General features: G+C 69.3%; 20 protein-coding genes and 1 pseudogene. 8 read left to right on the top strand and 13 right to left on the bottom strand.

Annotated elements, in window-relative coordinates:
* Positions 1-175: 175 nt before the first annotated feature.
* From nth to ACFYPC_RS11530, 3 genes are all read left to right on the top strand, one after another.
* Positions 176-1399, top strand: a complete 1224-nt coding sequence (nth, locus tag ACFYPC_RS11540) for an endonuclease III (RefSeq protein ID WP_388674323.1) — start codon at positions 176-178, stop codon at positions 1397-1399.
* 88 nt (positions 1400-1487) lie between these two features.
* The gene (locus ACFYPC_RS11535; RefSeq protein ID WP_388673851.1) at positions 1488-2210 is read left to right on the top strand and encodes an NUDIX hydrolase; all 723 of its coding nucleotides are present in this window, start codon (positions 1488-1490) and stop codon (positions 2208-2210) included.
* 120 nt (positions 2211-2330) lie between these two features.
* Complete coding sequence (locus ACFYPC_RS11530; protein ID WP_388673849.1) at positions 2331-3530, top strand: MarP family serine protease; 1200 nt, start codon at positions 2331-2333, stop codon at positions 3528-3530.
* 247 nt (positions 3531-3777) lie between these two features.
* Here ACFYPC_RS11530 and ACFYPC_RS11525 read toward each other — a convergent pair whose 3' ends face one another.
* The 6 genes from ACFYPC_RS11525 to ACFYPC_RS11500 all read right to left on the bottom strand — a co-directional run bounded on the left by ACFYPC_RS11525 (position 3778) and on the right by ACFYPC_RS11500 (position 11898).
* Positions 3778-3957 carry a hypothetical protein gene (locus ACFYPC_RS11525; protein ID WP_388673847.1) on the bottom strand — a complete coding sequence of 60 codons (180 nt, stop codon included), beginning with the start codon at positions 3955-3957 and terminating at the stop codon, positions 3778-3780.
* 141 nt (positions 3958-4098) lie between these two features.
* Entirely contained in the window at positions 4099-5049 is a 951-nt protein-coding gene (locus tag ACFYPC_RS11520; protein ID WP_388673845.1) for an alpha/beta fold hydrolase, read from the bottom strand.
* Positions 5046-5534 carry a phage holin family protein gene (locus ACFYPC_RS11515; protein ID WP_388673843.1) on the bottom strand — a complete coding sequence of 163 codons (489 nt, stop codon included), beginning with the start codon at positions 5532-5534 and terminating at the stop codon, positions 5046-5048. Before ACFYPC_RS11515 ends, ACFYPC_RS11520 begins: the two co-directional genes overlap by 4 nt.
* A gap of 41 nt (positions 5535-5575) precedes the next feature.
* Positions 5576-6979 (bottom strand): Na+/H+ antiporter NhaA, encoded by a 1404-nt coding sequence (gene nhaA, locus ACFYPC_RS11510; protein ID WP_388673841.1) that lies wholly within the window; start codon positions 6977-6979, stop codon positions 5576-5578.
* A gap of 288 nt (positions 6980-7267) precedes the next feature.
* Positions 7268-9268: an acetate--CoA ligase gene (gene acs, locus ACFYPC_RS11505; RefSeq protein ID WP_388673839.1), complete on the bottom strand. Its 2001-nt coding sequence runs from the start codon at positions 9266-9268 to the stop codon at positions 7268-7270.
* Between the two features lie 245 nt (positions 9269-9513).
* Positions 9514-11898: a bifunctional SulP family inorganic anion transporter/carbonic anhydrase gene (locus ACFYPC_RS11500; protein WP_388673837.1), complete on the bottom strand. Its 2385-nt coding sequence runs from the start codon at positions 11896-11898 to the stop codon at positions 9514-9516.
* 339 nt (positions 11899-12237) lie between these two features.
* Here ACFYPC_RS11500 and ACFYPC_RS11495 point away from each other — a divergent pair, with 339 nt between their 5' ends.
* Positions 12238-13509: a hypothetical protein gene (locus ACFYPC_RS11495; protein ID WP_388673835.1), complete on the top strand. Its 1272-nt coding sequence runs from the start codon at positions 12238-12240 to the stop codon at positions 13507-13509.
* Positions 13510-13634: 125 nt separating this feature from the next.
* Here ACFYPC_RS11495 and ACFYPC_RS11490 read toward each other — a convergent pair whose 3' ends face one another.
* Positions 13635-14615: an ATP-binding protein gene (locus ACFYPC_RS11490; protein ID WP_388673833.1), complete on the bottom strand. Its 981-nt coding sequence runs from the start codon at positions 14613-14615 to the stop codon at positions 13635-13637.
* Between the two features lie 101 nt (positions 14616-14716).
* Here ACFYPC_RS11490 and ACFYPC_RS11485 point away from each other — a divergent pair, with 101 nt between their 5' ends.
* Positions 14717-15541 carry an oxidoreductase gene (locus ACFYPC_RS11485; RefSeq protein ID WP_388673831.1) on the top strand — a complete coding sequence of 275 codons (825 nt, stop codon included), beginning with the start codon at positions 14717-14719 and terminating at the stop codon, positions 15539-15541.
* Between the two features lie 560 nt (positions 15542-16101).
* On the opposite strand, the gene ACFYPC_RS11480 is transcribed toward ACFYPC_RS11485, so the two are convergent.
* Positions 16102-16935, bottom strand: coding sequence for an HAD family hydrolase (locus ACFYPC_RS11480; protein WP_388673829.1), 834 nt, complete (start codon positions 16933-16935; stop codon positions 16102-16104).
* Between the two features lie 551 nt (positions 16936-17486).
* On the opposite strand from ACFYPC_RS11480, the gene ssd reads away from it, so the two are divergent.
* Positions 17487-18605: a septum site-determining protein Ssd gene (ssd, locus tag ACFYPC_RS11475; RefSeq protein WP_388673827.1), complete on the top strand. Its 1119-nt coding sequence runs from the start codon at positions 17487-17489 to the stop codon at positions 18603-18605.
* Positions 18602-19240: pseudogene (locus ACFYPC_RS11470) on the top strand (ATPase, T2SS/T4P/T4SS family); the annotation flags it as partial. The gene ssd and the pseudogene ACFYPC_RS11470, both read left to right, overlap by 4 nt.
* 88 nt (positions 19241-19328) lie before the next feature.
* Here ACFYPC_RS11470 and ACFYPC_RS11465 read toward each other — a convergent pair.
* From ACFYPC_RS11465 to ACFYPC_RS11455, 3 genes are all read right to left on the bottom strand, one after another.
* Entirely contained in the window at positions 19329-19802 is a 474-nt protein-coding gene (locus ACFYPC_RS11465; RefSeq protein ID WP_388673825.1) for a hypothetical protein, read from the bottom strand.
* 154 nt (positions 19803-19956) lie between these two features.
* Positions 19957-20166, bottom strand: coding sequence for a hypothetical protein (locus ACFYPC_RS11460; protein ID WP_388673823.1), 210 nt, complete (start codon positions 20164-20166; stop codon positions 19957-19959).
* A complete protein-coding gene (locus tag ACFYPC_RS11455; protein ID WP_388673821.1) occupies positions 20163-20381 on the bottom strand; it encodes a hypothetical protein in 219 nt (72 codons plus the stop codon). The genes ACFYPC_RS11460 and ACFYPC_RS11455 overlap by 4 nt, the downstream gene beginning before the upstream one ends.
* A gap of 150 nt (positions 20382-20531) precedes the next feature.
* On the opposite strand from ACFYPC_RS11455, the gene ACFYPC_RS11450 reads away from it, so the two are divergent.
* Complete coding sequence (locus tag ACFYPC_RS11450; RefSeq protein WP_388673819.1) at positions 20532-20774, top strand: GntR family transcriptional regulator; 243 nt, start codon at positions 20532-20534, stop codon at positions 20772-20774.
* Between the two features lie 50 nt (positions 20775-20824).
* On the opposite strand, the gene ACFYPC_RS11445 is transcribed toward ACFYPC_RS11450, so the two are convergent.
* Together ACFYPC_RS11445 and ACFYPC_RS11440 are read right to left on the bottom strand one after the other, a co-directional pair.
* Positions 20825-21082 carry a hypothetical protein gene (locus ACFYPC_RS11445; protein WP_388673817.1) on the bottom strand — a complete coding sequence of 86 codons (258 nt, stop codon included), beginning with the start codon at positions 21080-21082 and terminating at the stop codon, positions 20825-20827.
* Positions 21083-21340, bottom strand: a complete 258-nt coding sequence (locus tag ACFYPC_RS11440) for a hypothetical protein (protein ID WP_388673815.1) — start codon at positions 21338-21340, stop codon at positions 21083-21085.
* Between the last annotated feature and the right edge of the window lie 7 nt (positions 21341-21347).

Below are 21347 nucleotides of genomic sequence, written 5' to 3'. Positions count from 1 at the left end.
TCCAGGGTCCGGGGCGGATGTCAGTACCGGGCTCTAGGCTGGCCGGGTGTCCAAAACGCCGGTGAGAGCACAGGCCAAGGGGGCTGCGCGGGTGGTTGTACGTCGTGATTCCGCTGTGGGCGAACAGTCCACGGACGGTGCCAAGAAAACGACAAAGGGAGCAAAGCGGGTGCAGGTGGAGGCGGCGGTCGAGGCGGTGGCTGAGACGGTGGCCGAAGGGCCTGCCACGGCGCCCGCCAAGCAGCCTGCCCCAAAGGCGACGGGAGCCGCCAAGAAGGCGGCTCCCGCAGAAGCGATCCCTAAGAAGGCGACGATTACGACCGGCAAGCCGGCCTCCGCCAAGAAGACGACGGCTACGGCCAAGAAGCCCGACCCCGTCAAGAAGGCGGCAGAGACGGCCGCCAAACGGGCCACTGCCACCGCCAAACGGGCCACTGCCCCCACCGCTGAACAGGCCGCCGCCAAGGCCACTAAACGGGCCTCCGCCACGACCGCCAAACGGGCCTCCGCCACGACCGCCAAACGGGCCTCCGCCACGACCGCCAAACGGGCCTCCGCCCAAAAGGCGAACTCCGCCCCAAAGGCGACCCCCGCCAAGGCCCCGCAGCAGGCCCCCGCGCCAGACACCGCTCTCGTCCGCCGAGCCCGCCGCATCAACCGCGAACTCGCCGAGGTGTATCCGTACGCCCACCCGGAGCTGGACTTCGAGAACCCCTTCCAACTGGTCATCGCCACTGTCCTGTCGGCGCAGACGACCGACCTGAGGGTGAATCAGACGACCCCGGCGCTCTTCGCCAAGTACCCGACTCCCGAGGACCTGGCCGCGGCCAACCCGGAGGAGGTCGAGGACATCCTGCGCCCGACGGGGTTCTTCCGGGCCAAGACCAAGTCGGTGATAGGTCTCTCCAAGGCCCTGCGGGACGATTTCGGGGGCGAGGTCCCCGGTCGTCTCGAAGACCTCGTCAAGCTCCCCGGAGTGGGCCGCAAGACCGCTTTCGTGGTGCTCGGCAACGCCTTCGGACGCCCCGGCATCACCGTGGACACCCACTTCCAGCGCCTGGTGCGCCGCTGGCAGTGGACCGAGGAGACGGAGCCCGACAAGATCGAGAGGGCCGTCGGCGCGCTCTTCCCCAAGAGCGACTGGACGATGCTCTCCCACCACGTGATCTTCCACGGCCGCCGCATCTGCCATGCCCGCAAGCCCGCCTGCGGCGCCTGCCCCATCGCGCCGCTCTGCCCGGCGTACGGAGAGGGCGAGACGGACCCGGAGAAGGCGAAGAAGCTCCTGAAGTACGAGAAGGGCGGCTTCCCCGGCCAGCGCCTGAACCCCCCGCAGTCCTACCTGGACGCGGGCGGCATCCCGGCACCTCCGCTGGGAACACCCCAGGGCACAGGATGACGTCTCCCATCGTCGAGACCGCACGACACCGGATGAAGGAACGAACACGGCACCGGCAGGCGTTGGGATCAGCAGAACGGGGGTGGCGATGACGCACGCGAGCAACACGCACGGCGGTCGCTTGGAGAGCGGCACGCAGAGAGCCCCGGTGGCGCTGAGCAAGGACGGCCTGCCCGGCTGGCTCGACCCGGTGGTGCGCGCCGCCGAGTCGGTGGAGCCGCTCCAGCTGAGCCGCTTCCTGCCGCCGAGTGACGGCGCGGGGCGCCAGTCCGCCGTGCTCATCCTGTTCGGCGAGGGCGAGCGCGGCCCCGAGCTGCTGCTCATGGAGCGCGCCACCTCCCTGCGATCCCACGCAGGACAGCCCTCCTTCCCCGGCGGAGCCCTCGACCCCGAGGACGGCGACCCGAAGGCCGACGGGCCGCTGCGGGCCGCTCTCCGCGAGGCCGAGGAGGAGACCGGCCTCGACCCGGGCGGCGTCCAGCTCTTCAGCGTGCTGCCCAAGCTCTACATCCCGGTGAGCAGCTTCGTCGTCACGCCGGTCCTGGGCTGGTGGCGCCGCCCGACACCGGTCGGAGTGGTCGATCCGAACGAGACGGCCCGGGTCTTCACCGTCCCCGTGGCGGATCTCACGGACCCCGCCAACCGCGCTACCGCCGTTCACCCCAGAGGTCACCAGGGTCCGGCATTCCTGGTCGAATCGGCTCTCGTCTGGGGCTTCACCGCGGGCATCATCGACCGGATCCTGCACTACGCGGGCTGGGAGCTGCCCTGGGACCGCGACAAGCAGGTCCCGCTCGACTGGCGCGCATGACAGGGTGGCTCCCGTGCTGTGTCTTCCTGGGGGACGCCGCACCCGTCAGCGGCTGTGCCGCGGGCCAGACCCCCAGCCGAGACGGAGTGACCGCAGAGCGATGAGGCGAGGCTGGAAGCAGTGAACGTGCTGGACATCCTGTTGCTGGTCGCCGCCGTGTGGTTCGCGATCGTCGGCTATCGCCAGGGCTTCGTCGTCGGCATCCTGTCCGTGATCGGCTTCCTGGGGGGCGGCCTGGTCGCCGTCTATCTGCTCCCGGTCATCTGGGGCGCGTTCACCGACGACGCCAGGGTGAACACGACCGCCGCCGTCGTCGCGGTCGTCGTCGTCATCATCTGCGCCTCCGTGGGCCAGGCCCTCACCACCCACCTCGGCAACAAGCTGCGCCTGTACATCACATGGTCACCGGCCCGCGCTCTGGACGCGACGGGCGGCGCCCTCGTCAACGTCGTGGCGATGCTCCTGGTCGCCTGGCTGATCGGCTCGGCCCTGGCCGGTACGACGCTGCCGACGCTCGGCAAGGAGGTCCGCAGCTCCAAGGTGCTGCTCGGCGTGTCACGTGCCCTGCCCAACCAGGCCGACACCTGGTTCGCCGACTTCTCCTCGGTCCTCGCGCAGAACGGCTTCCCGCAGGTCTTCAGCCCCTTCGCCAACGAGCCCATCACCGAAGTCCAGCCCCCCGACCCGGCCCTCGCCACCAGCCCCGTCGCCGCCCGCGCCCAGAAGTCCATCGTCAAGGTCATGGGCACCGCCCAGAGTTGCGGCAAGGTCCTCGAAGGCACCGGCTTCGTCTTCGGCGACCGCCGCGTGATGACCAACGCCCACGTGGTCGGCGGAGTCGACGAGCCCACCGTCCAGATAGGCGGCGAGGGCAGGAAGTACGACGCCAAGGTCGTCCTCTACGACTGGCAGCGGGACATCGCCGTACTCGACGTACCGGACCTGGACGCGCCCGCCCTCCAGTTCACGACCGACGACGCGTTCAGCGGCGACAGCGCGATCGTCGCCGGCTTCCCGGAGAACGGCGCGTACAACGTCCAGCCCGCGCGTGTCCGCGGCCGCATCAAGCCCAACGGCCCGGACATCTACCACCGGGGCACGGTGCGCCGCGACGTCTACTCGCTCTACGCGACCGTCCGACAGGGCAACTCGGGCGGCCCGCTGCTCACGCCCGAGGGCAAGGTGTACGGCGTGGTCTTCGCGAAGTCGCTCGACGACGCCAACACCGGGTACGCGCTCACCGCGGACGAGGTCCAGGACGACATCGCCAAGGGGCGCACCGCGAACCAGCAGGTGGACAGCGACAACTGCGCGCTCTGACACGGGACGGCCCGCCGCGGTCTGACACGGGTCGGTCCGCCGCGGGTCTGACACGGGTCGGTCCGCCGCGGGCCGGTCCACAGCCCGCGAGGCCTGGCGCTGTTCCGGCTGAGGTGCCCGGCTCCACGCCGGCTGCCGGGCGCGTCACCGCCCCGGCTGGGAGACTCGTCCCCGGCCCGGCTGAGAAACTCGACGCCCCCCGGCCGAGAGACTTGGCGTCGGTCCGGTCGTGAGGTGTGGCGGTGGTTCAGCTCCGAGGATGGCGCAGCCGCACCGAGACCCAGCGGGCCCGGCGCCGCAGAATACGCGGGATCCCCACTCGGAGGTCCGTGCCCGGCAACGGCGGGGTGCTCCTCCGATGGGAGCTCAGGCCCGCGGCCGAGCGGCGAGTGCGTGCTGCGTCACTGAAGTCGTGCGTCCAGCCCATACCCCCACGTCTGCCCCCGCCCCAAGGTCGATAACCACCGCCCGGCCCCCCAATTGGCCTATGCGTAAGGCATTTGGCAGTTCGTAGGACAAGCGTTCCCGTCCGGATACCGGACGCCCGAGCGCCCCGCTCGGGAGGTCCTCACCGGTCCGGTTCGGGATCCTTCAGCCAGTTGACCAACTCGGTCGAAAACGCCACCGGATCCTCCTCGTGCGGGAAGTGCCCGAGCCCGTCGAACAGCCGCCACCGGTACGGCGCTTCGACATACTCGCCGGAGCCCGCGGCACTGCGCGTACGCATCACCGGGTCGAGTGAGCCGTGCAGATGCAGCGTCGGCACCCGAACCGGCCGCTTCATACGCCGGTTGAACTGGATTCCGTCGGGGCGGGCCATGGACCGCACCATCCACCGGTACGGCTCGACCGAGCAGTGCGCCGTGGAGGGGATGCGCATGGCGCGGCGGTACGTCTCCACGGCCTCGTCGTCCGGCAGCCGCGGCCCCGACCAGTCCCGTACCAGTCGGCCGACCATGGCGGCGTCGTCCGCGACGAGTTGCCGCTCGGGAACCCATGGCCGCTGGAACCCCCAGATGTATGAACTGGCAGCCGTCTGCTTGACGTCGGAGAGCATGGCGTTGCGCCAGCGCCGGGGGTGCGGCATCGAGGAGACCGCGAGCCGGCGTACGAGCTTGGGGCGCATCACGGCCGCCGTCCACGCCAGATACCCGCCCAGGTCATGCCCGACCAGCGCGGCGTCGGGCTCGCCGAGGGACCGTACGACGCCTGTGATGTCGAGCGCGAGGTTGGCGGGGTCGTAGCCGCGAGGCGTGCGGTCGCTGCCGCCGACGCCCCGCAGGTCCATGGCCACGGCGCGGAAACCGGCGTCGGCGAGCGCCACCAGCTGATGGCGCCACGTCCACCAGAACTGCGGGAAGCCGTGCAGCAGCAGGACGAGCGGCCCGTCGCCCATCTCGGCGATGTGAAAGCGCGCGCCGTTGGCGGCGACGTCCCGGTGGGTCAGTTCCTGTCCGCCGGGGATGTCGAGGCGTACGACCGAAGTGGGTTGCGCCGAAGGCGTGGCGGGGTCCGTCATGAGGACGAGCGTGCCACAGCCTCGATGGCCTCGGGCGCCCGATCCTGTGCGGGCAGCTCGCGGGGGTGCGGTTTGGCGTTCTGCAGGACGCCCGCCGTTTCCTTCATCGAGGCCGCCACCTTCTGCGGGCCCTTGCTCTTCTTGGCCTTCTTCGCGAAGACCACGCCGAGCAGCGCGAGCGCGACGGCGACGAGCACGTTCGCCGCGAAGGAGAGCAGGAAGCAGATCGCGAGGTTCCAGTGGCTCCAGGTCCGGATGCCGTACGCCAGGGCGAAGCTCAGCATCGGCAGGGAGAAGATCAGCACCGCGCCCGCCACCGCGAACGCGCCACCGCTGATCGCCCCGCGCTTGACGTCCTGCTTGAGCTGCGCCTTCGCCAGCGCGATCTCGTCGTGCACCAGCGAGGACATCTCGGTCGTCGCCGAGGCGAACAGTTGGCCGATGCTGCGTTCGGCGCCGACCGGACTGCCGTCGGGTGCACTCATCGCGATCTCCCTCTCCTGCGTGTTTGTACGGTCGTGTCAGATCATGCCGGACCGTTGTCCTCCTCGCTTGCCCCGCCCGCCACTTCGGCAAGCTTTCGGTGCTCGGCGGCCTTGCGCTCGTAGATCGCGGCCATACGCAGGTGGTACTCCGGCTTGTCCTGCTCGTAGATGTCGGGGATGCCGTCGAGGTCGTCGTCCCGTTCCTCGGCCTCCACCAGCCTGCGGTACTTGACGTTGCGGACCTTCAGCAGAGTTCCGGCGAAGATGGCCGCGATGAGGGAGCCGACGAGCACCGCGGCCTTGACCTCGTCGGTGAGCTCCGGGTCGCCGTCGAAGGCGAGTTCGCCGATCAGCAGCGAGACGGTGAAGCCGATGCCGGCGAGGGAGGCGACGGCGAAGACGTCCGGCCAGGCCAGGTCGTCACTGAGCGAGGCCCTCGTGAACCGGGCCGTCAGCCAGGTCCCGCCGAAGATGCCGACCGCCTTGCCGACGACGAGCCCGAGGACGACACCGAGCGTCTCGGGCCGCTGGAAGACATCCCCCAGTACGCCTCCCGAGACCGCGACCCCCGCACTGAACAGCGCGAACAGCGGCACCGCGAGCCCGGCCGACAAAGGTCGTACAAGATGCTCGACGTGCTCGCCCGGGGAGTGCGGCTCGCCCTCGTGGCGGGTGCAGCGGAGCATCAGGCCCATCGCGACACCGGCGATGGTGGCGTGGATGCCGCTGTTGTACATCAGCCCCCAGATGACCAGGGCGAGCGGAACGTACACGTACCAGCCGCGTACGCCCTTGCGCAGCAGCAGCCAGAAGACGCCGAGGCCGACGACCGCGCCGGCGAGGGCGGCGAAGTTCAGGTCGGCGGTGAAGAAGACCGCGATGATCAGGATGGCGAAGAGGTCGTCGACAACGGCGAGGGTGAGCAGGAAGGCGCGCAACGACGACGGCAGGGACGTGCCGATGACCGCGAGGACGGCGAGCGCGAACGCGATGTCCGTCGCGGTGGGCACCGCCCAGCCGTCGAGGGAGCCGCCTCCCAGCGTGTTCGTGAGGGTGTAGACGAGCGCCGGAACGGCCATCCCGCACAGCGCGGCGACCACCGGCAGCAGTGCCGCCTTCGGATCCCGCAGATCTCCGGCCACCAACTCGCGCTTGAGTTCGATACCGGCGACGAAGAAGAACACGGCGAGCAATCCGTCGGCCGCCCAGTGCTGGAGGGAGAGGTCCAGCCCGAGCGCGCCCGGGCCGACGTGGAAATCGAGGACGGTCTGGTAACTGTCCTTGATCGGGGTGTTCGCCCAGATCAGCGCCGCGATCGCGGCCACAAGGAGCAGTACGCCGCCGACGGTCTCGGCGCGCAGTGCGTCGGCCACGAAGTTCCGCTCGGGCAGGGACAGACGGCCGAGGAACTTGCGGTTGCCGGTGGGGGGCGCGGGGGCGGGCACGAGGAGACCTCCGGTCGGGCGGGCAGCACGGAACACTTGCCGACCAGACTTCCCGGCGCACCATGAGGATCTTGTCGCGTTGTTGACGCGGTACTTAGCTTACCTAAGGTGCGGCGGACCTATCCGGTGATCTTCACGTTAGGGGGAAAAGAGGGGTTCGGCGCGTTTGCCGCCGAGGTGACAGGTGCCTCGTGCCGAGCAGGTGCCCCGTGCCGAGGTGACAGGTGCCAGGTGCCAGGTGACCCGGGTGTGGGGGCGTGTGACGCCCCCACACCCACGTGGAACCACTCAGTCGTCGCTCGCCGCCGTCGGCAACTTCGCCTGGATGAGGTCCATCACCGTGGAGTCCGTGAGCGTGGTGACGTCACCGAGCTCCCGGTTCTCCGCGACGTCGCGCAACAGACGCCGCATGATCTTGCCGGAGCGGGTCTTCGGCAGCTCGGCCACCGGCAACACCCGCTTGGGCTTGGCGATCGGCCCGAGCACCGCGCCCACGTGATTGCGAAGGTCCGCCACCAGCCCCTCGTCCTCGGCGGAAGCCGTCCCGCGCAGGATCACGAAGGCCACGATCGCCTGCCCGGTCGTCTCGTCCGCCGCGCCCACGACCGCCGCCTCGGCGACGGAGGGGTGCGAGACGAGCGCCGACTCGACCTCGGTCGTCGAGATGTTGTGCCCGGACACGAGCATCACGTCGTCCACGCGCCCGAGGAGCCAGATGTCCCCGTCCTCGTCCTTCTTGGCGCCGTCCCCGGCGAAGTACTTCCCCTCGAACCGGGACCAGTACGTGTCGAGGAATCGCTGGTCGTCACGCCAGATGGTCCGCAGCATGGAAGGCCACGGCTCGGTGAGCACGAGGTAGCCGCCGCCTCCGTCGGGAACCTCCCGCGCCTCGTCGTCCACGACGGTCGCCGAGATACCCGGCAACGGCCGCTGCGCGGACCCCGGCTTGGTCTCCGTCACACCCGGCAACGGCGAGATCATCATCGCGCCGGTCTCGGTCTGCCACCAGGTGTCCACGATGGGCGTCCGGTCGCCCCCGATGTGCTTCCGGTACCACATCCACGCCTCGGGGTTGATCGGCTCACCGACCGAGCCGAGCACCCGCAGCGACGACAGATCGAACTTCGCCGGGATGTCGTCGCCCCACTTCATGAACGTACGAATGGCCGTCGGCGCCGTGTACAGGATCGTCACCCCGTACTTCTGCACGATCTCCCAGAACCGCCCCTGGTGCGGGGTGTCCGGTGTCCCCTCGTACATCACCTGCGTCGCGCCGTTCGAGAGCGGCCCGTACGTGATGTACGAGTGCCCGGTCACCCAGCCGATGTCGGCCGTGCACCAGTACACGTCGGTCTCCGGCTTGAGGTCGAAGACGGCGTGATGGGTGTACGAGGCCTGCGTGAGGTAGCCGCCCGAGGTGTGCAGGATGCCCTTCGGCTTCCCGGTCGTCCCGGACGTGTAGAGGATGAACAGCGGGTGCTCGGCCTCGAACGCCTCCGGCGTGTGCTCGGCGGACTGCCGCTCGACGATCTCGTGCCACCACACGTCACGGCCCTCGGCCCAGGCGACCTCCTGCCCGGTACGGCGCACGACCAGCACCTTGTCGACCCCGTCGACCCGACTGACCGCGTCGTCGACGGCGGGCTTGAGCGCGGACGGCTTGCCGCGCCGGTAGCCCCCGTCGGAGGTGATGACCAGCTTGGCGTCCGCGTCCTGGATACGGGTGGCGATCGCCTCCGCGGAGAACCCGCCGAAGACGACCGAGTGCGCGGCGCCGATCCGGGCGCACGCCAGCATCGCGACGACGGCCTCGGGGATCATCGGCAGGTATACGGCGACCCGGTCGCCCTTCTCGACTCCCAGCTCGGTCAGCGCGTTGGCGGCCTTGCTGACCTCGTCCTTCAACTCGGCATAGGTGATGGCCCGGCTGTCCCCGGGCTCACCCTCGAAGTGCAGGGCGACCCGGTCGCCGTTCCCCGCCTCCACGTGGCGGTCCACGCAGTTGTAGGCGACATTCAGCTTGCCGTCCTTGAACCATTTGGCGAACGGCGGATTCGACCAGTCCAGCGTTTCGGTCGGCTCGGTGGCCCAGGTCAGCCGACGGGCCTGCTCGGCCCAGAAGCCGAGCCTGTCAGCCTTGGCCTGCTCATACGCCTCCGCTGTGACGTTGGCGTTCGCGGCCAGGTCGGCGGGCGGCGCGAACCTGCGCTCTTCCTTCAGCAGGTTGGCCAGGCTTTCGTTGCTCACGACATCTCCCTTTCCCAGGGTGTCCGTTGTGTCCCAGGCCACAGCTCATCAGACCCGGGGGCCCGATGACAAGGGTCGACCCGGAATTGGTTTAGACCTATCAAGGCCGACAGGATCGGCGGCCTGGGCACTCTTCAGGAGGACCACTCTGGGGCACGTACAGCTCGGCGGTCGGGTTCACCCGACACGAGATACAAGATCACGCGTGACTGTGCGACGCGTCACGCCTGACCGCGGGACAAGTCACGCGTGACCGCGGGACAAGTCACGCGTGACCGCGGGACAGGTCACGCGGGATGACGCAGGTCCTCCGCCGCTCCCACATGATCGAACAGCTCGGCCCCCTCGCGGTCGGCCAGCAGATACGCCTGCGCCTCACCCACGTGGAAGTACATCCCGTGCAGTTCGAGCGCACCCTCCTGCAGGGCCCGCGCCACGGACTCGTACGCCCGCAGATGTTCCAACTGCTGCACCACGTTGGTCAGACAGAGCTGCTCCACCGCGTCGGCGGGTGCCCGCCCGGCCAGCCGTGCCCACGGCCGGTCCTTGGCGGCCATCCGCTCCAGGCTCGGCAGCCCGTGCCGCAGCCACCGCTTGAGCGGCGTCATCGCCCCTCCGGGCTCTGCGTTCATCAGGGCCTGCATCGCACCGCACCCGGAGTGCCCGCACACCGTGATGGACCGCACCTTCAGCACGTCCACCGCGTACTCGATCGCCGCGGCCACCGAGTCGTCCCCGCTCTCCTCCCCGGGCAACGGCACGAGGTTGCCCACGTTCCGTACGACGAAGAGGTCGCCCGGGCCACTGGAGGTGATCATCGACGTGACGAGCCGCGAGTCGGCACAGGTCAGGAACAACTGCGCCGGTCGCTGCCCTTCCCGGGCCAGCCGCGCCAGCTCACCCCGCACCAGGGGGGCGGTGTTGCGCTGGAACGCGCTGATCCCGCGCGCCAGTTGGTGCCCGCTCCGGCCACTCGCCCCGGAGGGGCCGGAGGTTACGGTGGGGTCCTCCGCACCAGCCTCTTCGCCCGGGGGCGCGGGCTCAGGGCTCGCGGACGTCTCGCAGTGGTGGTTGCGCCAGGGTGTCCAGGGCCGGCAGCGGCAGTGGGCGGAGCCGGTGGGCTCGGCGATCCGGCTTCCGGTCCGCCCGGTGAGCTCGACCGTGCCGCCCTGTGCGCCGTGCGTGTTCTGCCAGTCCTGCAGTGCCTCGTACGCCGCGTGGTCCATGAAGGAGCTGTCCAACTCCACGAACACGTCGGCCCCTTGGGGCACCTGGTGCAAAGTACGGCTGAGCCGAGGCACCGCGAGAAACGTCAACTGCCCTCGTACGTGTACGTAATGAATTCCCTCCCTCTCTTCACAGGTGATGCGGGTGCGGGCGAGGCGGTGCATGGCGACCGCGATTCCCACCGCGACGCCGATGACGACGCCTTCCAGAACGCCGAGGAGCACGACGCCGGCGGTGGTGACCGCGTACACCAGCACCTCACGGTGGCGGGTGACCGTGCGGATGTGGTGCAGGGACACCATCTGGATGCCGACGGCCATCACCAGGGCGGCGAGCGAAGCGAGGGGGATCAGCTCCAGGATCGGGACCATCAGCAGCGCGGCAACTACTACGAAAACGCCGTGCAGCATCGTGGAGTTCCGGCTCACGGCGCCGGCTTGGACATTCGCGGAACTTCGTACGGCGACCCCGGCGACCGGCAGGCCCCCGAGCGCGCCGGAGACGATGTTGGCGGCGCCCTGGCCGCGCAGCTCACGGTCGAGGTCGGAGCGGCCCACCCGCGGCCTCGACTCGGGGCGCCCCGCCACGAGCTTGTCCACAGCCACGGCGCCGAGCAGCGACTGCACACTGCACACGAGCGTGACGGTGAGGACGGAGGCCGCGATCCCGAGCACCGGCCCCTCGGGCAGCCCGGCCAGCGCGTGGCTGCTCCACGACGGCAGGTCGACCTTGGGCAGGGTCAGCCCCGCGAGGCAGGCGGTCGCGGTGGCCCCGGCGACGGCGACGAGCGCCGCAGGGATCCTGCGCAGCAGCCGTCCCACCCGGCCGGGAATCCGCGGCCAGGCGAGGAGAAGCGCCAGGGTCAGCGCGCTCATCGACACGGCCGCGGGATGGACGTTCGCCAACTGGTCCGGCAGTGCGCGGAGGTTGTCCAGGACGGAGCTCTGCGGGGTGCCGCCCAGCACGATGTGCAGCTGGGCGACGGCGATGGTCACGCCGATGCCGGCGAGCATGCCGTGCACGATCGCGGGACTGACGGCGAGCGCGGTACGGGCCACTCGCAGGTGGGCCAGGCCTAGTTGGGTGATGCCGGCGAGGACGGTGATGGCGCAGGTCGTGCGCCATCCGTAGAGATGGATGAGCTCGGCGGTGACGACGGTGAGTCCGGCCGCGGGTCCGCTGACCTGGAGTGGTGAGCCGCCGAGCCGCCCGGCGACGAGTCCGCCGACGGCGGCGGCCACCAGGCCCGCCTGGAGCGGCGCGCCGGTGGCGAGGGCGATGCCGAGGGACAGGGGCAGGGCGATCAGGAAGACCGCGATCGAGGCCGACAGATCGGCGCCCGCGATGCGGAATCGGCGGGGCGGAGCCGGCGGGGGGCTGTGGGGCGGGTTGATGCGCTTTTGCCGAGTCGAGTCGGCGGCGCGGGTGGGGACGCAGGCAGTCATGGTTCCCGTCTCCTCCGGGGCAGCGCGGTCGCGGAACAGTTGGTCCTCCGCCGGGAAGGCGGAGGGCGGATCGCGGCCGTGGGGTCACGGCGTGCAGCGGCGGGATTTTCAACGCTCGGTAAACGGATCGTAATGCAGAGTAAAGGATTCGTGCGGAAAATCGTGGCAAATGGGGCATTACTTCACTCCCGGGAGTGAAGCAGGCAATTGATCGGCTTGTCGTACTTATTCAGTCTCGGCCTCATGCGACCTTGGCCGCACGGTCGGCACACAGCCGCCCAAAACCCCAGAAGACGCTCTTCAGCGTTGCCGAGACTGAAGGAAGAAGGCGGGCGCAAGATGGCCGTCACCCAGAGGATCGCCGCGGGCGTTGCACTCGCCGCGGCCTGCGCCACGGCGCTCGCCGGTTGCGCACTCGACACCACCGGTTCCAAGGAAGGCGCGCACGGCGCGAAGAAGGCGGCGGGTGCCCCCGCGCCCAAGAGCGCGGTCCGCCTGATCGGCGACGGCTCCACCGCCTACACCGGCGCGCAGCCGCATCTGCCGCGGCAGGAACGGCTGAAGCCGGGGGAGAAGCCCCCGCAGTTCGTGGTCTTCTCGTGGGACGGTGCCGGCGAGGACAGCCAGAAGCTCTTCTCGCACTTCCGGAAGGTGTCCAAGGCCAACAAGGCCACGATGACGTACTTCCTGAGCGGCGTGTACATGCTGCCGGAGGACAAGCGTGACCTCTACAGGCCGCCGCAGCACTCGGCGGGCAGCTCGGAGATCGGCTTCAACGACAAAGCGGGCATCGAGGAAACCGTGAAGCAGCTGCGCGGTGCGTGGCTGGAGGGCAACGAGATCGGCACGCACTTCAACGGCCACTTCTGCGGCACCGAAGGTGGGGTCGGTGACTGGTCGGTAGCGGACTGGAAGGACGAGATCGCCCAGGCGAAGTCGTTCGTGAAGTCCTGGAAGACCAACACCGGCATGAAGAAGGCGTCCCCGCTGCCCTTCGACTACGACAAGGAACTCATCGGCGCCCGCACGCCCTGCCTGGAAGGGCAGAAGAACTTCATGAAGGCGGCCCGCCAACTGGGCTTCCGCTACGACACCAGCGGCGTCAACGACCAGGTCTGGCCCAAGAAGAAGGAGGGCCTGTGGGACCTGTCGATGCAGCTGGTGCCCTTCCCCGGGCACTCCTACGAGCAGTTGACCATGGACTACAACTTCATGGTCAACCAGTCGGGCACCACCACCCAGGGCGACCCCGGCAAGCACGAGTTCTGGGGCGACCAGATGCGCGACGGCCTCCTCAAGGGCTTCAACCGTGCCTACGACGGCAACCGAGCGCCGCTGATCATCGGCAACCACTTCGAGTCCTGGAACGGCGGCACGTACATGCGCGCCATCGAAGAGGTCATCGAACGCGTCTGCACCAAGTCCGACGTACGCTGCGTCTCCTTCCGGCAGCTCGCCGACTGGCTCGACGTCCAGGACCCGGCCGCTCTGGACAGGCTCCGCGGCCTCAAAGTCGGCGAGACCCCGAAGCAGGGCTGGGCGTCCCTCCTCTCGGGCCGCCCCGCCCCGGCCCCGAAGGGCGTCCCCGGGGCGCCGGCGGCCAAGCCCTAGCGGTCCCGGTCCCCTGCGGGGCTGGTGCTCAGGTTTTTAGCGGTCGCCCGCGGGCTGGTGTTCAGGTCGTATCGGTCGCCTGGGGGCCGTTGCCCAGGCCGTAACGCTCACCCGCGGGCCGTTGCTCAGGCCGTGGCCACGAGTCCCTCACCGAGTACGAAGCCGGGGTCGACCTGTGCCGCCAGGTCCGCCCCGGTCCTCTCGTTGCCCCAACTTCCGGCGTTCTTCAGGTGGAAGTGGACCATCTGGCGCGTGTAGCGCTCCCAGTCGCGCAGTTCGTACATGGCGTCGGCGGCGCTCTGCAGCGTGAGCAGGGATCGGCGGTTGGCGTCCTCCAGGAGCTCGAACCGGGGCGAGCGGCCCTTCTCCATGGAGCGCACCCAGTCCGAGTGCCCGACCGTCACCAGGAGGTCGTCACCGACTTCGGCGCGGAGGAAGTCGATGTCGTCCTGGCCCTGACATTTGTTGCCGACGACCTTCAGGGCGACGCCGAAGTCTCGCGCGTACTCCTTGTACTGGCGATAGACGGAGACTCCCTTCCGGGTCGGCTCGGCGACGAGGAAGGTGATGTCGAAGCGGGTGAACATGCCGGACGCGAAGGAGTCCGAGCCCGCCGTCATGTCGACGACGATGTACTCGCTCTGGCCGTCGACGAGATGGTTCAGGCAGAGCTCCACTGCACCGGTCTTGGAGTGATAGCAGGCCACTCCCAAGTCGGCCTCGGTGAACGGGCCGGTTACCATCAAACGGATGGCGCCGCCGTCGAGTTCCACCGGCCGCGCACAGGCGTCGTACACCGGATTGTCCTCGAGCACCCGCAGCAGCCGTGAGCCTTCGCCGGGCGGGGTTGTCTTGATCATCGTCTCGCTGGACGTGATGCGGGCGTTGGTGCCGCGCAGGTATTCCTTGATCATCGGCAGCCGCTCACCCATCGCGGGCAGCTCGGCGGCGACCGCCTCGTCGAGGCCCAGCGCGGGGCCCAGATGCTGGTTGATGTCGGCGTCCACCGCGAGAACCGGCGCCCCGGAGGCGGCGAGGTGGCGGATGAAGAGCGAGGACAGCGTGGTCTTGCCGCTGCCGCCCTTCCCAACGAAAGCAATTTTCATGTTCACAAAGACTAGTGGGCTGCTCGCCCTGCGTGCACCGCTCGCGTGAAGAAGACCACTCCATCGTGGGGTGAGGCGCAGGGGTGCGTAATGTCGTACTCATGAGTACGACAGACGCGACCGCCGATCCGCTCGCGGCCCTGGGCTCGCTGCCCGGGGTGGCGGACTCCGTGGAGTCCGTGCGCAAGGCTGTGGACCGGGTCTACGGGCACCGGATCATGCGTCGCCGCAGCAACGAGATCAGGTCCGAGGCGGCGCTCCGCGGCGCACGCGGATCCGCGGCGCTCTCCGGCGCCGACTGGGGCCTCGAAGAGGTACGCCGCCGCACCGACTTCAGCGCGGACCAAGAGGGCCGTACGGTCGGCGCGGCCCTCCGGCTGACCGCCGAAGCGGGCCAACTCCTCTCTATCTGGCGGCAGTCGCCCCTTCGCGTGCTGGCCCGGCTGCATCTGGTGGCGGCCGCGGACAAGGGCGACGAGGTCGGTCGTCCGCGCCGGGACGGTGAGCCGGTGGACGAGCCGCTCATCGAGCTGCCGCTGCCGGACGCCGACGAGGTCGCCGGCCGTCTCGAAGGCCTCTCCCGGCTGATCATCGCGGGCGGGTCGGCGCCCGCCCTGGTGACGGCGGCGGTGGTCCACGGCGAACTTCTCGCCCTGCGTCCCTTCGGCTCGCACAACGGCCTGATCGCGCGCGCGGCCGAGCGCATCGTGCTGATCGGCAGCGGTCTCGACCCGAAGTCCGTCTGCCCGGCCGAGGTCGGTCACGGCGAGCTGGGCCGCGCCGTCTATGTGGCGGCATTGGACGGCTACGCCTCCGGTACTCCGGAAGGGGTGGCGACATGGATCGCCCACTGCGGCAAGGCGGTTGAACTGGGGGCCAGGGAGTCGACGGCCGTCTGCGAGGCGCTTCAGCGCGGCGCGGCGTAAGACTCGGAAGGTCTGGAAAACACCCTCCACGAAGAGGGCAGAACACGAAGAGGGCAGAGAGCGGGCCACGAAGAGGCCGGAATGCGCCCTGAACAGGGTTGCGGCGGTACGAGGATTCGTACCGCCGCTGGCATGTTCACCTGGTTACCAAGCGTCCTCGAATGTTGCCCATCAGGCCGGGAACTGTGGCCCGTTTCCTGGTGCGGCTGGCCCGTAATCGACGGGTCGACGTCGCGTGGGTGCCTGGTGTTCATGCGCGGTCCGTGGGGCCTTGGTTGCGTTTGAAGGTGATCCTCTCGGATGTCCTTGGTCTCGCGGGCCGTTAACCCCTTTGTACTCCAGGTCCTGAGGAACCGGAACCCCTGGATGCACTTCTTTACTTTTAGGTTCAAACGGGATTGAAACGGGCGGGAGTGTGCTGACTGCGCACGTGTGACGCAAGCAGTGACGAGATCGTGGACCACGGTTCGTGGACCATGGACCATGGACCATGGATCACGGTTCGTGGACCACGGACCACGGACAACGGATCACGGTTCGCGGATTAGCGCGTGACCTGATCACGCCACCGTCGCGCGTCGCCGGCTCGCGTACCAGACGAGCCCCGCCGTGGCTGCTGCCGCTCCTATCGCGGCCGCCATCACGAGCGCCGGACGCTGTGGTACGGACAGCGTGGGCAGTCGCTGCTTCAGCCGGACCGGACGATTGAAGTCCAGAATCGGCCAGGAGCGCGCGAGGGCCTCGCGCCGCAGCGTGCGGTCCGGATTCACGGCGTGCGGGTGGCCGACGGACTCCAGCATCGGCAGGTCGGTCGCGGAGTCGCTGTAGGCGTAACACTGGGAGAGGTCGTATCCCTCGGACTCGGCCAGTTCCTTGACCGCCTCGGCCTTCGTGGGCCCGTAGGCGTAGTACTCGACCTCTCCGGTGAAGCAGCCGTCCTCGCCCACGACCATGCGGGTCGCCACCACGCGGTCCGCGCCGAGCAGTTCACCGATCGGCTCGACCACCTCCGCACCGGACGTGGACACGATCACGACGTCCCGTCCGGCGGTGTGGTGCTCCTCGATGAGGGACGCGGCCTCGTCGTAGATGATCGGGTCGATCAGGTCGTGCAGGGTCTCGGCGACGATCTCCTTGACCTGCTGCACGTTCCAGCCGCGGCACATCGCGGACAGGTACTTGCGCATCCGCTCCATCTGGTCGTGATCGGCGCCGCCCGCCAAGAACACGAACTGGGCATATGCGGTACGCAAGGCGGCCCTGCGGTTGATCAGGCCGCCTTGGTAGAACGACTTGCTGAACGTGAGCGTGCTCGACTTCGCAATGACCGTCTTGTCCAGATCAAAGAAGGCTGCCGTGCGAGGCAAGGAGTGGTTTTCCACGAGCATGAGCATAGGCGCCCACCATTCGGCGTAAGGTGAGGCGCGTGGGTTTGCCTGAGAAGCCTCTCGGGTACACCATGGAAGTCACGGATCGTTCGCGACCGTGCTAACCCGGTCTGGCTCCTCCCCCCCCGAGTCGGACCGTGGGGACGACCCCCGCTCTCCCCCCCGGCGGGGGTCGTCGCATGTCCGGATACATTTTCTCCACCCATGCGCGGCCCTCGACCCCCCTGCCCGCGGCTGAGGCCGCGGGCTTTCGCATGCCCTTGATTCGTCACCCTGCGTAGCTGTGGGACTGCTCTGCGGAAGTCGCACAGGTGTCACCAGTAAGGGTGAAGGCGATATTCACAGCCACCGAGTTGTCCACAGAAATCGACCAAGATCCACACGATTTCCAGGATCGCTGCACCGTGATTCCAGCGCGCTCCGCTCGCGGCAAGTTCATGGCCGGTTCGGTTTGTTGAGCGTGTTTGGCCGGTTCGTATCGGCCGTTCATATGGAGGCCGGTTGCCGGTTCTCCATACGAGCGGGAATCAGCGGGGCCGAAGAGGGCCCCGCGCAGGATGCAGCGAAGGGGGCTGGAGATCGTGGCGGGAGCCATCACAGACAACCGGCCGCCCGCCGCCGAAGGGCGGCAGGGCGGACCGTTGATCGTCACGGAGGACGCCGTACTACTGGACGACCTGCTGCGCCTGTGCGCCGCGGCGGGCGCCAGGCCGGAGGTCCATCACGGCGTGCCGGAGCGCAGGGGCAGCTGGGAGGCCGCACCGCTCGTGCTGGTCGGCGATGACGCGGCGCGGCGGGTGCGCGGGGCCGCGCGCAGACGCGGAGTGGTGCTGGTGGGTCGGGATCAGGATGACTCGGGCGTCTGGCGGCGGGCTGTCGAGATCGGTGCCGATCACGTCCTGATGCTGCCCGACGGCGAACAGTGGCTGGTCGACCGCATCGCCGACGTCGCTGAGGGAGTCGGCCGGCCCGCGCTCACCGTCGGCGTCCTCGGCGGGCGTGGCGGGGCCGGAGCGTCCACGCTGGCCTGCGCGCTCGCCGTCACCTCGGCGCGCGAGGGGCGTCGCACCCTGCTCGTGGACGCGGATCCGCTGGGTGGCGGACTCGATGTACTCCTGGGCGGTGAGGCGGCCGAGGGCCTGCGCTGGCCGGCTTTCGCCGCCTCCCGCGGCCGGGTCGGCGGCGGCGCCCTGGAGGAGTCCCTGCCCGAGCTGCACGCGCTGCGAGTGCTGAGCTGGGATCGCGGTGACTCCGTCGCGATTCCCCCACAGGCGGTACGGGCGGTCCTGGCCGCCGCCAGACGGCGCGGCGGCGCGGTGGTGGTCGACCTGCCACGCCGCATCGACGAAGGCGTCGCCGAGGCCTTGGCCCAGCTCGACCTCGGCCTGCTGGTGGTCCCTGCCGACCTGCGCTCCATCGCGGCGGCCGGACGCGTCGCGTCCTCGGTCGGCATGGTCCTGCGCGATCTCCGCGTCGCGGTCCGCGGTCCGTACGCCCCTGGCCTCGACGACCGTGAGGTGGCACGGCTTCTCGGACTGCCACTCGTGGGTGAAGTGCCCGAGGAACCACCGCTGTTGGACGGTGGCGCACCCCCCGGTGGATCGGCGCGAGGCCCACTGGCCCGGTTCTGCGCGGCCTTCTGGCAGCGAGTTCCGGTGGAAGGAGGGGGCGTATGAGCTGGGACGCCGGTACGGGGTCGGACCGCAGTGCCGGTCTCGGCGGGAGCATGGGCCTGCTGGACGGTGTACGGCAGTGGCTCGCGGAGAGCGGCTCCGAACCCACCCCCGCGCGGGTGGCACAGGCGCTGCGTGAGCAGGGGCGGGTGCTCGGGGACGCCGAAGTCCTCGGCGCGGCCGAGCAACTACGGTCCGAACTGGTCGGCAGTGGCCCGTTGGAACCGCTGCTCGCCGATCCGTCCGTCACCGACGTACTGGTGTCGGCGCCGGACCGGGTGTGGGTGGACCGGGGCGGCGGCCTGGAGCTGACGGCCGTCTCGTTCGCGGATGCGGCGGCGGTACGACGTCTCGCCCAGCGCCTCGCGGCGGTGGCCGGGCGAAGGCTGGATGACGCCCGGCCGTGGGTCGACGCCCGCCTTCCGGACGGCACACGCCTGCATGCGGTGCTGCCGCCGGTCGCCGTCGGTTCGACCTGTCTGTCCCTGCGGGTCGTACGGCCACGCGCGTTCACGCTCGACGAACTGGTGGCGGCCGGGACGGTACCGCCGGGCGGGGACGGGGTATTGCGAGCGCTGTTGCATGCCCGGTTGTCGTTCCTGGTCAGCGGGGGGACCGGGAGCGGCAACCCCAATCTATGACTGTGACGCCACTAGCCCAGAACTACGCGGGGTGACCGTTACGGCTGTCGCGCAGAGGGGCCTTTGAGGGTCTCGACCGTTACGGCTATGCGTTGGAGACTCTCCGCCGGTACGCCTTCTGTCGGCACGCTGAGCTGCAATAACGTGAGTCAGCGCGGCCCGTGGTGACCTGCTCGCCGCAGGTCTCACACGGCTTGCCGCTCCCCTTGTTGCCGTTACGGATACGCGTAAGGGAGGCAAGGCAGGCGGGCGTGCAGGTGATCCGTTTCAGGAGCGGGTCGGCGTTGCGGATCACGTGGAGGCCGCAGTTCTCGCATGGGGCCGCCGGCATCAGTTCGCCCCGGCCTGCGACTTGCGACCAGTAGACGCGTTCCCGCTGTCGCCCGGCGGGAAGCTGCCCCCCCGTGCTTGGGTCGAAGCCTGCCGCGTAGCAGTCGCCGCAGATGCTGAAGCGCTCCGCCCAGAAGCGGCGCTGCTTCGGGTACTTGCGGGCTCCGTCGACGAGGTAGACCTCGGCGAGGTCGCTCGCGCCACACATCCCGCATTCTCCTCTACGCATAGCCGTAACGATACCCCGGATCATCGACTCTCCTCTACGGGTAGCCGTAACGAAAGTCGGCTGGAGACATGGAGCGGCCCCGGCCGGGATCGGCGTCCGGCCGGGGCCTGGTCCCGCCCGCCCCCATTGGGCACGGGGTACGGGGCGGGCGGGTCTACCTCTGCGCAGCGCGGTACGCGCGCCACAGCTCGTCTGCTGTCGGGCACCGCGTCTCGCCGTGCCCGCAGCCCTCACACGCGACGGAGTGATCGAGGTAGGCGCGGTACGCGGCCTGCACGCGGTTGCACGTGCCGTTGTCGGCGACCTTCTGCATGTGGCCGGGCCCGCTCCCGGAGTCCTCCCACTGCCACCGTGTGCCGGTCATGCCCGCCGGCCCTTGCGCGCCGGGTGCGGGTGGTTGCGGATCTCGACATTGCAGTCCGTTGCCTTCGACGGGTCGCCGGTTGCGGTGTGCTCGGCGCGCTGTCGGTCGAGGGCGCTGCAGACGCCGCAGCCCGGTACCGGCTGGGGTGGCGGTGTGGGTTCCGGGAGGTGTACCGGTCCCGTCATGATGGTTTGGCTGCGCGTACTCTCTGCCATGTCGATGCTCCTCGTAGCGTCGTCCACGCCCCCGGACCGGTGACACGGTCGCGGGGGTCTTGTCGTGCCGACGGTACGCCTGCTTGTCAGGTGATGTCAGGTCACGTCACTCGACGAGAAGCATTGTCGTATGCCTCCTACGGTCGATATATGACCGTGGATCTCGACGGACCTGAGCCGCTGTACGAGCAGATCGCCGCAGTGATCGCTGCCAGGATCACCGACGGCACCTATCCGCCGCGTCGCCGTGTGCCGTCCGAGGCTGGTATCTGCGAGGAGTTCGCTGTGTCCCGGCCTACCGCACGGGCGGCCGTGCAGCTACTCATCGAGAGGGGCTTGGTCGTCACCGTCCGCGGCAAAGGCACCTACGTTGTCGACGACCCCCGGGCATGACGAAGCGCCCCCAACCACGGCCGTGGTGACCGTGGCTGGGGGCGTGTTGTTCAGCGGATGAGGAACTGGGCGACGATTCCGGCACCAGCACCGAGGACCGCAGCGCCTCCGGCAGCGCGCCACATGGTGTGCTCCAGGGTGCGGATCCGTGACTCGTGGTCGGCGACGTCCTTGCCGACTTCCGTGAGGCCTTGGCCGATGGTGTCGAGTTTGGTCTCTACCCGGGTGACGCCATCGCTCAGGGATCTCAACTCCTGGTACATCTGCCCGGACGAGATGTAGACGCCGGGGTCCTGTGGTGTCGCCACCTATACGCCTCTCGCGAGGGATGCCGAGTTGGTGACGTCCCTCCAGCGCGCCACGAGGCCCTTGCCGAGGGCGAGCACCGCGCCCACGCCACCGGCCCCGGCGGCGTACCACATCGAGCCGTCGAGGGGCTGGGTGACGACGACACCGGCGATGCCCGCCTGGAGGAACGTCGTGAGGACGCGCTCGAGGAGATCGCGGCCGTAGGTGGCGGCCGTCTTCACGACGGTCTCGGTACTGGGGAAGTTGAGCTCAGACATGGGTGTG

This window comes from Streptomyces sp. NPDC005808 (genome assembly GCF_042871385.1).
GTDB lineage: Bacteria > Actinomycetota > Actinomycetes > Streptomycetales > Streptomycetaceae > Streptomyces.
This window is presented reverse-complemented; position numbering and strand designations above follow the sequence as displayed.